Source organism: Synechocystis sp. FACHB-383 (assembly GCF_014698605.1).
Lineage (GTDB): Bacteria > Cyanobacteriota > Cyanobacteriia > Cyanobacteriales > Microcystaceae > Synechocystis > Synechocystis salina.
Genome location: NZ_JACJTJ010000021.1, coordinates 25,523 through 39,242, shown reverse-complemented (window position 1 = coordinate 39,242; position 13,720 = coordinate 25,523). Strand labels below are relative to the sequence as shown.

Here is a 13,720-nt window from a genome sequence, read left to right as displayed (position 1 = left end):
GCAAACCTTGCCCTGCTTGGCAGTTTTTGGGAAAGGAAACCTACTTGCCCAAGTTTAACCATAGGAACCATACTGCTTGATTAGCCAGGATCTTCAAACTTATAGCCCAAACCGATCACCGTTTTAATAAAACTAGGATTAGCGGGGTCCGGTTCAATTTTCTTACGCAGTCTGCGGATATGGGTATCCACCACCCGTTCATCGCCAAAAAAATCATCGCCCCACAACTTTTCAATTAATTGGGCCCGATTCCAGACCCGCCCCGGATAACTCATAAACGTGGCCAATAAATTAAATTCCAACCCTGTCAACTCCAACTCTTCCTGGCGATCGCCTTGATAGCGACTAGCCTGATGTTGGTCTAAATCCACCTGAAAATGGCTTGTACGATAAATTTGTCCCACTGGTTGCCCCTGGCGCAATTGCCGCCGCAATAGGGCCCGCACCCTGGCTACCAATTCCCTGGGACTGAAGGGTTTAACCAAGTAATCATCGGCCCCAGTGGAAAGGCCAATAATGCGGTCTATTTCCTCCCCTTTGGCGGTCAACATTAGAATATAGGGGTCCTTATTGCCTGGTTGCTGGCGAATGCGGGTACATACTTCCAGCCCATCCAATTTAGGTAACATCAAATCCAACACAATGAGGTCCGGGGCCTGTTCCTGAAAAATTCTTAGACCCGTTTCCCCGTCATTGGCGACAGCGCAGGTAAACTGTTCCCGTTCTAGGGTTTCCCTAATTAACTGGGCTATTTCCTGGTCATCTTCTACAATCAAAATATTGGGCATGGCAATGAATCAATCCTGTTCCTCCACACTGCGACTATTGCGCCACACCTGCCAACCCAAATAAATCAACAGCAGAGTGGCACCAATGGCAAAGCCCCAACCACTGGGAATATTGGAAAATCCCAAAGCTAAGCTACCGGCCCAGAGGGTCAGGGCATAGATAAACAGCACCGTTAGACGGTGGGAAATGCCAGCATTGATCAAGCGGTGGTGCAGATGACCCTTATCAGCCTTAAAGGGAGATTTCCCCTTAATGACCCGGGAGAGAATAACCACCGACATGTCCAAAATGGGCACCGCCAGCACCAGATAGGGCAATAAAACCGCTGTCACCGCCACCGTTGCCATGGCTGCTACTTTAACCAGGCCAATCACCGCTACGGCCCCCAGGGTAAAGCCCATAAAGTAAGCTCCCCCATCCCCCATAAAAATCTGGGCCGGATTGAAGTTGTAGCGCAAAAATCCCAATGCTCCCCCGGCCATGGCCGCCGCAATTAAGGCCGCCTCCGACTGTTCCATAAATAAGCAGAGCACAAACAGCACCACCGCCGCAATGCCACACACCCCCGCTGCTAAACCATCCAAACCATCAATCCAGTTAATGGCGTTAGCCAAACCCACCAACCAAATCACCGTGATGGGCAAACTTAAAATGTCTAGGTACACCAAGTTTCCCAGGAAAGGTAGGGTAAAAAAATCAATTCTCACCCCCATATTCCACACCACCGAGGCGATCGCCACCTGGGCCAATAAACGGGAAAAAGGACTCAGATCGAACAGGTCATCAAATAAACCAATGCCAAAAAAAGCTAAACCCCCCAGCACTACGCCCCAGACTTCCCATTCTCCCTTGGTGCTCATGGTACCGAAGGCCCCAAGGTTCCACACCACCAACAGAGCCACCAAGCTACCGAGGAAAATGGATACTCCCCCCAGGCGCACCATGGGTCGATGATGCATTTTTCGAGCACTGGGCTGGTCTACATAGCCGGCCCGTCGCCCCCAATGATTGATTAACGGTGTCGTGAACCAAACCACAATCACCGCCAAAATAAATGCAATGAGATAATATTGACCGCCGAGCATGGGCAAAGATGGGATTGGGAAGGGTTCATGGTAAAGTTTACCCCATATTTGTAGGGTGCTTAGTCACTGTTACCCAGGCAGTGGAGGCCGCAGGCCAAAACCCGATGGTCTAAGGTCACGGCGAACTATTTCAAGCTGACTTAGTGTGCAGAATCGGTTTACGAATCCATTGGTAATGGGCGGGGGGAAGACTATCAGGTTCCCCTATGACAAGCACCTTGCTTTCACCTTATTTTCTTCACCTTTCCTTGGGCAATTAACCGTGACGTACCCGTGCTGCATCAAAGATGATAGCGTGGGTTTTTCCCTTCACTTAAGCTAAAACTCCCCAAAACGGACTCTAGAATTTTCCTCCGGTGCTGGAGGTGTCAAACTAGATCAAACCTTTGACCCCGCTTCACAAAGCCGAGAAAACCATCTTCCACTGCTGGAGGTAAGGGGCCCGGCTGGTAGCCATAGAGCCACATTTTTGCTTTGATGGCGGCGGGCAGTTTCCGCAGCTCGTTGTAATGGGCGTGGACAGGGCTGGGATAGGGAGAAATTTCGCAATCATGGAAAATAACATCGGCCCGATGGAAATAGTCCTGCAGGCGATCGTAGCTAAATTTAGTGTCGTTGCTAAAGAAAACTTGGGAGTGATTGACCGTGAAAAAAAGACCATAGGCAGGCATTAACATTGCCCCCGTATCCACATGGTTGAGCTTGATCAACTGAAAAGTGATCTTCTCCCAGGTAAACGTTTCCCCTGGCCCTAAAGCATGGACTTGAAAATAATTATCAACTTTGGTCATTCCCCCTTCAATGGCTTCCATACCTCCAGCGAGGGATCTTTCCCATAAATCCGCCGCAATGTCCTGGCTCAAATATAAATTTGGTTTACCACAGGTGGGATCAAACATAGTGGTAAAGCCGACGTACTCCAACCCCCCCACGTGGTCTGAGTGGAGATGGCTAACGTAAATATCTGTGATATCCCGGTGGTTAAGACCAAGGGCATGGAGGGAAAAACGAATGTCGGTGCCACAGTCAATCAGGAATTTTCTGCCGTTATCGAGGGTGAGAATGGCATTGGATTGAAAATTATCCGCCCCCACCGTGAAGGCAGAACCGGAGCCAAGAAAGGTTAGGTTAGCAGCCACGATCTAGCCCCCCTGAGCGGCAGCAATGGCGGTGGGCTGGGCCAGTGCTCCTTGATAAAGTTGACGAAAACGCTGGGCGATGTCGGTGGGCATTGCAGAAAAGTGGACGTAAAAACCGTGGCTCTCCCCCGGAACTGAGTCTAATACTTTGGCGTAGAGTGCCGTCGATGGCAACCCTGGCCCCCTCAGGTTAATTTTAATATTGGTTAGACTGTCTGGACAGTGTTGATCTGGAGAAATCTGGATAAACCCACCTTTAGCGGAGATTTCCCGCAATGTACCGGGAATTACTGCATCGGTAATGTGTTTTCCTTCTAGGCAGACGTATTCTAATGATAATGGTTCTGGAATGGGTAGATATTTTTGTTCTTCTACAGCAAGGGAAAGATTATAGGGGTCTCCCACGCCCGCCACGTCCCAAATGACCACTGGGTCTTTAACTCCTTTGGGTTGCACTGTTCTGTGACCGTTGACTTGGACTTGATCGCCAGCGGCCTCTAGGGTAGTGGCGGAAATAAAAATTTGTCCCCCGGTGGTGTAGGACTCAATGCGATAGGTGAGGTTGACCTGGGCCCCCACCACGCCATACTTGGTGCGCTTTTCAGAGCCGATGTTTCCCACCACCACTTCGCCGGTATTGATGCCAATACCCATTTCCAGGGGTTGTAAGCCCAGCCCTGTCACCTGTTGATTGACTTCCCGTAGGGCCAGTTGCATTTCCACCCCACAGGCCACCGCCCGCAGAGCATCACCATCCTGGGAAGTGGGGGCTCCGAACAAAACGAGAATACCATCACCCATGAATTCGTCAATGGTGCCGCCATGGTTGGTGATGACATCAGCCATTTTGCCAAAGTAGATGTTGAGCACCTTAACCACTTCTTCGGGGTTGAGACCTTCGGAGGTGCTAGTAAATCCCCTTAGATCTGAGGTGAGGATGGTGATTGGACGGCGATCGCCACCCATTTTGAGACCTTCGGGGTTTTCCAGTAGGGTGGCCACCACCTGATCGGTTAGGTAACGGCCAAAGGTGTTGCGCACCTGCACCCCCGCCCGGGCCATCCAGGTGACAATAAATACTCCTGACCCCAATAAGCCCAACATCGGTGGAATAAACGGCAGCCACCATCCCATCACCAAGGCCCCATAGGTAATGGCCAGTAACGCCCCTAAACTACCCACAATGGCGGCGATCGGCAGCCACTGCCCTCCGGAACGCCGAGTGGCATAGCGCAACTGCCAGGTAATCACCGCCCCCAGGAAAGACCAGAGCCCGACCCAAAGCCATTCCAGCGGCTCAGACCAACTTTTGAGCAACGGTTGACCATCAAGCCCTGCACTAATGATTTGGCTAATAATATTGCCATGGATCTCCACCCCTGGTATGGCACGAGATAGCCCAAACGTATTGCTATTGGGGGTGAAATATAGGTCCTTGAAGCTTTCCCCCACCTTACCCAGTAGGATGATTTTGCCTTTGCCCCAGTCCGGCGGCAATTTATCGGTCAACACATCGGTGAGGGATACTTGGGGAAAATTAGATTGGTAATCAATCAGTAATTGAAAGCCCCCGTCATCAGCCCGGATATAACCACCGCTATCGGCGTGGAGAGGGGAAAATACCACCTGATTTAAACGGAAGTCGTCACTGCCTTCACTGATGGTCTCCGGCGCAATTCCGACGTTATCAAGGAAGCGTAAAGCCAAATGTAGCCCAAAGCTGTAGTGGGGCTCCCCGTCTCTTACTAGATAAATAAAACCCCGGCGGACAATGTTATCAGCGTCGATAATTAAATCATTGGCGCCCACCTGGTTATTTTCCTTTAATAACGGGGGGGGATTGACGGTTTCAATGCCTGGTTTGCCCGCTACTTTTTCAATGCCTACTAAATTGGGAGTGCTGGTGAATACCTCTGCCAACTCTTCTGTACCCGGTGGCAGGGGCAAGTCTCGATAGAGGTCCAGCCCGATCGCCGCTGGTTGTTGTTGCTTCAGCTTGGTGAGGATTTTTGCTAGCAATTGGTCGTCAATGATCGGAGTGTTGAGGTAGGTAACGTCCTGTTCATCAATGCCCACAATGACAATGCGATCATCTTCGTGCCTTGGTAAAAGCCTTACCCCCGCATCGTAGCTCTGCCATTCCAACACCTGTAAAATGCCGGTGAAGCGGAACAAAATTACCAGGGCCGTCACCGTGGGGGTCGCAATCCAAATCCCCCGAGACTGCCAAAGAAACTTTTTCCAAGCTGACGGTATGGTCCAACCCATTAATATTCTCTGGTATTTCCTTTGATTTTCCCCTGGGGTCAGTTAGCCAAGGCGGACGTATTGACCATTTGGCAACATTCCACCACCGGAGCTTCCGCCCAGGCCGCAAATCCCCCCGATTCTAGAAATTCCTGCCATTCCTGGGGTTCCTCCTTGGCGATCGCCGCTAGGGCATTGAGGGCATCTAACCATAGACCCTGTTCGGCATAAAAGGCTGCCTCTGCTAGGGAGGAATCGGCATTGGTGGGGGCTTGGTCCAGGGGAGTGTAGTTCACCGTCAACTCCACTGTGAGATTGTCTTCGGTGTTCTTAGCATCACAAATTAGGGTCAAGGTAACGTTATAAAAATCGTCCTCCATGGCATTATCCGGCAAGCTAACGGGAAAACGAACAATGCCCCCTTCCTTGGGCACAGTGAAAGTTGTTTGGTTTTGCTCCTTGGTAATGGGATCCGCCAACTGCACCTGGGCTGTCAGTCCTGGTTGGGGCGGCAGATAGGCGTAAATAAAAGTTTCTTTGCTAGCGGTGTTGTGGAAACCGCTCCCTTGGTTATAGTCGCCAGGAATTAAAAGCTGAAAGGGTAATTTAGCCTTGGTTAAACAACTGCCACCGCTAGTTTGCCTGACTCCCCCACCGCCACTGGTGGCCGTTTGTCCCCGGTCACTATTAGCCTGGGGAAATTTTAGGGCGATTAACTGGGCAGAAGATTTGGGCGTGGAGCCATGGGAGGGGGAGATGCCAAAGGGAAAAGCGAGGGCCAAACCCATCAAACCGGCAAAAAGCAACTTTCCTGGGCGGTTAGACATAATTAACGCTTCCTGGGCAGGGCAAAGGGCAAAAACGGAGTTATTTTCCCCCAAGATAACAAATTATTTTCCGCTTACTGTTGTAAATGCCGGTTAAAAAATTGGCTCAGTTCCCCAAAAACTTCTGCCGATTCCGGTGTGTCAAATTGGTAGAGATATTCAGCATGGGAAAGTCCTTCAAATAGTTGTAAATCTACTACCCCATTGTTTTGCCGCAGTTTTCTTTGCAGTCTAGCGGTATCGCTCAAGATTAAATCCCTGGTGCCACTAATGAGCAGAGTGGGGGGCAAGGCTTCTAAATCGTTATAAAGGGGGGAAATAAATGGATGATCAAGGGGCAATTTTCCCGCATAGAGTTGAGCTAAACCTGCCAGTAAACCGCCGTAGCTAATGGCGGTGCGGTCAACATATTCATTGGTGAAGTAGGTATCTCCAGTTTTGGTCAAATCCACCCAGGGGGACAGGGGGGCGATCGCCGCTGGTAGAGGTAAATTAAGTTGCCGCAGTTGACAAACCAAGGCTAGCAATAGGCCGCCTCCAGCAGAAGTACCAAACAGACCCATGCGACTAACTTCGTAGGTTGTTACCAACTCCCGCCACACAGCCAAAGCATCCTCCAGGGCAGCAGGAAAAGGATGGTCTGGGGGTCGACGATAATCGATGCTAATCACTTCAATCTGGCCATAATGGGCCGCTAAAATTGCTTCCCCGCTCCCCAACTCCCCTCCAGCGAAAGCATAGCCCCCGCCATGGAGATGCACCAAAATTCTTTGGCCATTGGTCGGACTAATTACCGGGGGAATCACTCGATAAACATTTACCCCGGCGATGTTTTCCTGGGTCAAGGTCACTGGAAATTGTTGCCTTAGTTGTTGAAATAAAACTTCGCTGGCTTGGTCATAGCTATTAATCAAGTCCTGCCAAGCTTGCCTATCTTCCAGGGCCGGCACTTGTTTGATCGCTTCCATGGCTCCCTGCAACGGTTGGGCGATCGCCTCTTTCAATGCTGGGCTAACGGTGGCTGGTACGGGGAGTGAACGAGGGGGCAAGGGGCGGGAAGAGTAGGCCATAGTCTGGGAAAGGGGGGATGGGAACAATAAGGCTTTTGTGCTTAGTCAAATCGATAATTAGTGGGAAATGATGGAGAAATTTAGGCTCTGGGCAGACTTAACCTTTACCATCAAAAAATCTCTGTATACTGGACTTGATCTTAGCCGACTATACGCAGTGGGGTACTAATCATGACCAATCAACCTAACCAAGTCGATCCAGAAAGCAGAAACTGGGCCATGATTGCCCATTTGAGCACCTTTGCGGGTTACCTGGTGCCATTCGGTAACATCATTGCCCCGTTGGTGGTGTGGCTGATGAAGAAAGATGAGCTGGAATTTGTAAATGATCAAGCTAAGGAAGCGTTAAATTTCCAGATTAGTATTTTGATTTATGTGATTGTTTCCGGCATTTTAATCCTGTTATTAATTGGTATCCCTCTTTTGATTGCCGTTTTAGTTTTTGATTTGGTAGTAACGATTATGGCGGCAGTGAAAGCTAATGAAGGAATTCGATACCGCTATCCGCTCAAAATCACATTTATCAAATAAGAATTTAGCGGACTAATAAAACTATTTGTTAATTGGTCAAGATCATCTATATTTCTTGTAAATTAGTTTGAAGTCAGCAAATAAAAATAGTATTTTACCCAACAATCATTTCTTCTGAGCCGAGGCGACTCCGGTTAGCAATCAGTTTGTCCAGTGGATTAAATGGTCGTTAATTCTCGCTAATTTCCTTGGGCAAAGGAATCGGTTTGTGTGTGCAAAAAATTATTTTCAATTAAACTTTGATTAACTTACTAACACTTTGCTTGGCAAATAATGTTCAATAAAATTCACCACTGTGCTTAGTCCTGTAGCTGTTTTTAAATTAGTAAATACGAAGGGTTTTTCCCCGCGCATTTTTTTTGCGTCCCGGTCCATCACCTGCAAATCTGCTCCCACCATGGGTGCTAAATCTATTTTATTAATCACCAATAAATCTGATTTGGTAATTCCTGGGCCGCCCTTACGGGGAATTTTATCCCCCGCCGCCACGTCAATCACATATAGGGTTAAATCTACCAATTCTGGGCTAAACGTAGCCGCTAAATTATCTCCCCCACTCTCCAAAAACACCATATCCAGGGGCATAAAACGGGCTTCTAAATCAGCGATCGCCGCTAAATTAAGGCTGGCATCTTCCCGAATCGCCGTGTGGGGACAGCCCCCCGTTTCCACCCCCAGGATGCGATCGGGGGTAAGGGCTTCTGCCCGGACTAGAAATTGGGCATCTTCCTGGGTATAAATGTCGTTAGTGACCACAGCTAACTGGTATTTTTGCCTTAAGGCTTTGCAGAGAGCTTCCAAAAGGGCCGTTTTGCCAGAGCCCACAGGGCCAGCAATGCCAATGCGGAGGGGAGTTTGAGCCATGGTACTAACAGGAAAAAAAGATCAAGGGCGATTTTCAGTGTAACGCCTAATTTATTTTTCCTTCCGTTAATTTACTGGGGCGGAACCGGTTTGGCCGGTGTTAGAATTTGTCCATCAGCAAAAGTTCTGCGGCTCTCTCAATGCTTGATCTGATGGGCTTTTAGCCCCTGGGAGAACCCCGGCAATATTGAACTCTCTAAGCCCAAGCATCAGATAATGTCAGCGCACTTAGGAAGTTCTCCGCCCGCCACCATTGTCTTAGTTAATCTCTACCTCAGAATATCTGTGAATTTTTGTGACTTTTTGCCAGCGAAGACTGCAAATTTTACTGATTGAAGATCAGCAATGCCAGGTAGAATTGCTCAAGATTTTGCTGGAAAGTCAATCTTTTTTTGCGGTACAGCTCCAGGTGGCCCGGACCCTGGCTCAGGGTATTAATCGACTCCAGAGTGGTATTTTCGACACCGTTTTGCTGGATTTATTTTTACCGGATGGTCAGGGCATTCCCGCTTTAACCACCATACAAAAATTTGCTCCCCATATTCCCATTATTGTACTGACGACGGCCACAGATTTAAATATGGGTTTAGCGGCACTACAAAAGGGGGCGGAAGATTATTTAGTGAAAGAATACCTGCGGGAAAGTCAGATCGCCAAAGCAATTATCTATGGCTTGGAAAGAAAGAAAACTAAACGGCAATTGCAGACACAAATTGAGCGGGAACGACTAATGGGTCGTATTTTGGAAGAAATTCGGCAGTCATTGGATTTATCGGTTATTTTGCAGACCACTGTGGACGAAGTTCGCAAATTTCTCCAGGTTGATCAAGTGGTTATTTACCGTTGCTATTCCCCCACTGCGAGCAGAATTCTAGTAGCAGCACCTAGTTCATCTCTGCTAACCAGTGGCGATCGCCGTCATAGTCCCCAGCGGGGGCCGGATTCCAACGGGGAACCCACGGAGCCGATTCCCTGCCAAACCATTAACTCTCTCCACCCACTTCCCATTGCTCCAATCACCCTAGGACCGAGGGCTAAGGATGGAGTGCTCTTAGTCCCCATCTGGCAGAAAAAGCCCCATCAAGAAGATCGTCTCTGGGGGCAACTGGTGGTCCGGGTCGGAGACCAACAACGGTCATGGTTACCCTGGGAGATAGAATTTTTGTGCCATCTCAGCAGTCAAGTGGCGATCGCCATTCAACAATCGGCCTTATTCGCCCAGGTGCATTACCTGGCTAACATGGATGGGCTGACGGGCATTGGCAACCGCCGTTATTTGGATCATTTCTTGGAACAACAATGGCAAAAATTAGCTAAAAGCCATCAATATCTCAGCCTAGTATTGTGTGACATCGACTTTTTTAAACAATACAATGACACCTATGGCCATCTCCAGGGGGACGAATGCCTCAAACAAGTGGCTAAGTTGATGGAAAGAGTGATCAGGCGGGGTACTGATTTAGTGGCCCGTTATGGCGGGGAAGAATTTGCCTTGGTGTTACCCCAAACTAATCATCAGGGTTGCCAGGTCTTGGTAGCCCATCTGCAGACAATTTTTAAGCAGGCTCAAATCCCCCACCGTGGTTCCATCATTCAACCCCATCTCACCTTGAGCATTGGCAGCACCACCATGGTGCCATCCCCAAATATGGTGCCTACAGAATTAATTAACCAGGCAGATCGGGCCCTATTTAAAGCGAAAAAGGCCGGTCGTAACCGTCACTTTAGTTTTGCCGATTAATTTGGTAAAGATAATACTGCTCCTCTTGGATAAAACTATGACGAAATTCTGCCAAGGGAGTGATGGTTAAGCCAGGCTGGGTTACCCCTAAAGGATAGTTTAAAATCAGAATTACCGGTGGAGCGAGCTTAAGCCCTAATTGTTGATCAATTTGTTGCAAAATTTGCTGTTGATCCACTTCCTGTCTTTGGGCTGTAAAAATCACAAAACTGCCCAAGGCCTGGCTTTCTGGATAATAAATCTTTCTATTGAGGTGGGCGGCAATGGGGCTAACCATAAAATCATTACTCCCCACTAAAGTTGCTTCTTGAAGTCCTTGATTGACTAAATAATCTGCCACTGCCCGACTGGCGGAATAGGGTAAAAGTAAATCCCTGGTATATCCCACTAAACCCCCAATTAATTGACAAACTAAAATTAAACTAAATAAATAGGGGACTAATTTCTGACTCCATTGCTTCAGTCCCAACCAAAATTTTTCTCGCAACAGGGGCGTGGGAGATAGGTAAAATTTTAACCAATAGCTAGCAATTAGAACCAAATAAAGGCTACCGAAATGTCTGGGGGCACCTAAAAATCTGCCGTAGGTGAACAATAAAATTCCCCCACTACCTAACAAATAAAAAAGGAAAATCAGCGGATAATCACTGAAATATAATGACCAAATCAGCAAAAAAATCAGGGAAAACAGACTAAAAATTCCTAAGTCCAAAGGTCGGCGATCGGAAGGAACTAAAATTGTGATGTAACCATTCCAAACTCGGCTCAAAGCCTGCCCTAAACGATACCAATCCCATTGCAAAATCCATTGATCCGCCCCGCCATGGAGGGTGCTGTCCCCTGGTTGCACCATTACCATCACCGACAGGGCCACGGCCGCAGTGAAGAACAAAACACTTACTGCCCTGTCCCACCAAGGAGCCTGGAGCGTAACCCCCAACGGTTTTCGGCAAATCCATTCTATCCCCAAGGCGATCGCCAGGCAGACACTGATCATTAAGGCATAGGCGTTGCTGTTGGCCATGAAGGCTAAACAAAAAGCCAGGGGGAGATAGGTCTGTTGGCGGCGGGGAAACAGGGCACAAAAGGCGAACAGTCCCAGTATGCCCAACGCATAGTTACGACTAATGAGGAGATATTCATAAAAAGGCAAATAACCGAGACAGAAGATTAACTTTTGCCAGCGGGGAAAGGGACTATAACGCAAAAAAATGGCGATCGCCACCATGGCCAGAGCGAGGTGAAATAACTGCATGGCCAGCAGGTTAGGGGTCAATTGGTTTAATAACCAGAGCAACCCGTACCACAGCAGGGGATGACCTTCGTAGCGCACATTGCGCCAAAAATCAGCAAAATCAACACTATCCCGGCCAATTAACCAGCCATTGACCTCATCTCGCCAAGGAGCATGGTTTAAAGTTCCTATCAAACCCAGACAAAAAATGCCCAACCAGAGCCACCATTCAAAGTGCGGCAGGCGATCGAGACGGCGGGCAAGGTTCAGTTTGGCCATGGAAAAGGGGTTTAATTTGTTTGCTGGACACCGTAAATCAGCATGACCAATAGGGGCGTAGCCAGGGTGAGAATAACGGTCAAGGGGGCACCAATGCGGGCAAAATCTGTGAAGCGATAGCCACCGGGGCCATAAACCATGGTGTTGGTTTGGTAGCCAATGGGAGACATAAAGCTATTGGAAGCGGCAAAGGTAACCACAAACATAAACGCCAAAGGGTTTAAGGCCAAACTTTGGGCCACCTGGAAAGCAATGGGGAGCATGAGTACCACGGTGGCATTATTGGACAAAATTTCCGTTAGCAGGGCCGTAGCTAGGTAAAACAAAAGTAGCAGAGCGTAGCCGGAAAGGTGCCCCCCTGTGTCGGCCAAAAAACTAGCGAACCAGGCGGTGGTGCCGGAATTTTCCATGGCGGTGCCCAAGGGAATTAAACCTGCTAAGAGAAAGATCACATCCCAACGAATGGCCCCGTAAATTTCCCCCGGCTTCAGGCAACCGCTAATCACCATGGCCATTACTCCAGCCCAACTGGTGACGCTAATGGGCAAAATATCTAACCCCGCTGTGATAATTACCAAAGCGACAATGGCGATCGCCGTTTTGGCCTTATCTAGGCGGAGATTATCCAGGGGTTTTTCCTCCAACACCAATAGCTCCCTGGTGGTCTGCAAACCAAGAAAACTTTCCCTAGGGCCCTGGAGCAGTAATAAATCTCCAAACTTTAGGCGCACTTTCCCTAAACGCTGGCGGATTAATTCTTCCCCCCGACGAATGGCAATGACCGTAGCGTTATAGCGTTGCCGGAAACGTAAATCTTTCAGGGTGGAACCAATGAGGCGGGAGTTGGACAGAATCAGTACCTCCGCCACCTTTTCCTCCGAGGATTCCAGGGGCCCTGCCTGGCTAGTTTCAGCACCGACAAATTGCACATCGGCCAGGATTTCAATGCTCCGTTCATCCTTAATTCTGAGTAAATCTTCCCGTCCAGCCCGCACCAATAAAATATCCCCCATGGTCAAAACCCGGTCCGCCAAGGGTTGGGGGAAATGGGTGTCGTTGTGGATAATTTCCAGCACGTCAATGTCAAATTTGCGTTGAATTTCACTCTGTCTGAGGGTTTGGCCAATCAGGCTAGAACGGGGGGGAATAATAATTTCGCTGACGTAATCCTTAATTTGATACTCCGCCGCCACATTGCCATCGGACACACTGCGCCTTGCTGGTAACAGGGCCGGGGCCGCCAGCACAACATAGGTCATACCAAGGCTAAAGGTAAGTAAGCCCAGGGGAGTGAACTGGAAAATGCTGAACCCCTGCCCGGTGAGTTTCTCCGCCAAACCACTGGCCAAAATACTAGTGGACGTTCCCAGGAGGGTAATCATGCCGCCCAAAATAGTGGCATAGGAAAGGGGAATTAATAACTTGGAAACGGAAATCTGTCTTTGCCGAGCCCACTCTTCCACAATGGGCAAAAAAATGGCGACGATCGCCGTGTTGTTCAGAAAGGCGGAACTAGGCCCGACGATCAGCCCCATCAGTAGCAGTTGCCGCCGTAAACTATTGCCCCCAAATTTGATTAAACTATCCCGAATAACCTGGATGATGCCGGTGCGGGTGATGCCGTAACTTAAAATGAACATGGCCATGATGGTGACGGTGGCGGAACTGCTAAACCCCGCTAAACCCTCCGTGGGGGTGACTAAACCCAACACCATTAAAATCACAGCCACGAGAATGGCGGTGGTGTCGATGGGCAACCACTCCAGCACAAACATCACCAACGCAAAAACAATAACTGCCAGAGTGAGGGGAATTTGATAGTCTGCCAGCCAGGTTTGCAAAAAGGCCATAGTTATCCCAAAAGGTAATTAAACAAATTCTTCCCCATTGCCAGCGAGTTCACAAGAGGAAATA

At 48.9% G+C, this 13,720-nt stretch carries 11 protein-coding genes; 2 read left to right on the top strand and 9 right to left on the bottom strand.

The genetic code is table 11. From position 1 onward, the window contains the following. Nucleotides 1-80: 80 nt before the first annotated feature. From H6G45_RS04775 to H6G45_RS04750, 6 genes are all read right to left on the bottom strand, one after another. Nucleotides 81-788 carry a response regulator transcription factor gene (locus tag H6G45_RS04775; protein WP_190597115.1) on the bottom strand — a complete coding sequence of 236 codons (708 nt, stop codon included), beginning with the start codon at nucleotides 786-788 and terminating at the stop codon, nucleotides 81-83. A 9-nt stretch (nucleotides 789-797) separates the two neighbouring features. Then, nucleotides 798-1,874, bottom strand: a complete 1,077-nt coding sequence (locus H6G45_RS04770; RefSeq protein WP_190597113.1) for an MraY family glycosyltransferase — start codon at nucleotides 1,872-1,874, stop codon at nucleotides 798-800. Nucleotides 1,875-2,242: 368 nt separating this feature from the next. After that, nucleotides 2,243-3,013 (bottom strand): MBL fold metallo-hydrolase, encoded by a 771-nt coding sequence (locus H6G45_RS04765; RefSeq protein ID WP_190597112.1) that lies wholly within the window; start codon nucleotides 3,011-3,013, stop codon nucleotides 2,243-2,245. 3 nt (nucleotides 3,014-3,016) lie between these two features. Continuing rightward, complete coding sequence (locus H6G45_RS04760; protein WP_190597110.1) at nucleotides 3,017-5,281, bottom strand: adenylate/guanylate cyclase domain-containing protein; 2,265 nt, start codon at nucleotides 5,279-5,281, stop codon at nucleotides 3,017-3,019. 38 nt (nucleotides 5,282-5,319) lie between these two features. Next, the gene (locus tag H6G45_RS04755) at nucleotides 5,320-6,087 is read right to left on the bottom strand and encodes a DUF928 domain-containing protein (RefSeq protein ID WP_190597108.1); all 768 of its coding nucleotides are present in this window, start codon (nucleotides 6,085-6,087) and stop codon (nucleotides 5,320-5,322) included. Between the two features lie 74 nt (nucleotides 6,088-6,161). Then, nucleotides 6,162-7,157 (bottom strand): alpha/beta hydrolase, encoded by a 996-nt coding sequence (locus H6G45_RS04750; RefSeq protein WP_190597106.1) that lies wholly within the window; start codon nucleotides 7,155-7,157, stop codon nucleotides 6,162-6,164. A 171-nt stretch (nucleotides 7,158-7,328) separates the two neighbouring features. On the opposite strand from H6G45_RS04750, the gene H6G45_RS04745 reads away from it, so the two are divergent. Next, nucleotides 7,329-7,688 (top strand): DUF4870 domain-containing protein, encoded by a 360-nt coding sequence (locus H6G45_RS04745; RefSeq protein WP_190597105.1) that lies wholly within the window; start codon nucleotides 7,329-7,331, stop codon nucleotides 7,686-7,688. A 243-nt stretch (nucleotides 7,689-7,931) separates the two neighbouring features. Here the strand turns inward: H6G45_RS04745 and ureG are convergent, their stop codons facing one another. Continuing rightward, on the bottom strand, nucleotides 7,932-8,552 hold the full coding sequence (gene ureG / locus H6G45_RS04740; RefSeq protein ID WP_190597103.1) for an urease accessory protein UreG: 621 nt from the start codon (nucleotides 8,550-8,552) through the stop codon (nucleotides 7,932-7,934). A 295-nt stretch (nucleotides 8,553-8,847) separates the two neighbouring features. Between ureG and rre8 the strand changes: the two genes are divergently transcribed. Next, nucleotides 8,848-10,293, top strand: a complete 1,446-nt coding sequence (gene rre8 / locus H6G45_RS04735) for a high salinity-induced biofilm formation responseregulaton Rre8 (RefSeq protein ID WP_190597101.1) — start codon at nucleotides 8,848-8,850, stop codon at nucleotides 10,291-10,293. Here rre8 and H6G45_RS04730 read toward each other — a convergent pair. Both H6G45_RS04730 and H6G45_RS04725 read right to left on the bottom strand, forming a co-directional pair. Beyond that, the gene (locus tag H6G45_RS04730) at nucleotides 10,277-11,806 is read right to left on the bottom strand and encodes a hypothetical protein (protein WP_190597099.1); all 1,530 of its coding nucleotides are present in this window, start codon (nucleotides 11,804-11,806) and stop codon (nucleotides 10,277-10,279) included. The genes rre8 and H6G45_RS04730 overlap by 17 nt on opposite strands. Nucleotides 11,807-11,817: 11 nt before the next feature. Then, nucleotides 11,818-13,656: an SLC13 family permease gene (locus H6G45_RS04725; RefSeq protein WP_190597097.1), complete on the bottom strand. Its 1,839-nt coding sequence runs from the start codon at nucleotides 13,654-13,656 to the stop codon at nucleotides 11,818-11,820. Nucleotides 13,657-13,720: the final 64 nt, after the last annotated feature.

Excerpts from the sequence above, each read along its gene's own strand:
- H6G45_RS04775 (WP_190597115.1), bottom strand. The coding sequence starts at position 788 with ATGCCCAATATTTTGATTGTAGAAGATGACCAGGAAATAGCCCAGTTA.
- H6G45_RS04755 (WP_190597108.1), bottom strand. The coding sequence starts at position 6,087 with ATGTCTAACCGCCCAGGAAAGTTGCTTTTTGCCGGTTTGATGGGTTTG.
- ureG (WP_190597103.1), bottom strand. The coding sequence starts at position 8,552 with ATGGCTCAAACTCCCCTCCGCATTGGCATTGCTGGCCCTGTGGGCTCT.
- H6G45_RS04750 (WP_190597106.1), bottom strand. The coding sequence starts at position 7,157 with ATGGCCTACTCTTCCCGCCCCTTGCCCCCTCGTTCACTCCCCGTACCA.
- H6G45_RS04745 (WP_190597105.1), top strand. The coding sequence starts at position 7,329 with ATGACCAATCAACCTAACCAAGTCGATCCAGAAAGCAGAAACTGGGCC.
- H6G45_RS04725 (WP_190597097.1), bottom strand. The coding sequence starts at position 13,656 with ATGGCCTTTTTGCAAACCTGGCTGGCAGACTATCAAATTCCCCTCACT.
- H6G45_RS04730 (WP_190597099.1), bottom strand. The coding sequence starts at position 11,806 with ATGGCCAAACTGAACCTTGCCCGCCGTCTCGATCGCCTGCCGCACTTT.
- H6G45_RS04760 (WP_190597110.1), bottom strand. The coding sequence starts at position 5,281 with ATGGGTTGGACCATACCGTCAGCTTGGAAAAAGTTTCTTTGGCAGTCT.
- H6G45_RS04770 (WP_190597113.1), bottom strand. The coding sequence starts at position 1,874 with ATGCTCGGCGGTCAATATTATCTCATTGCATTTATTTTGGCGGTGATT.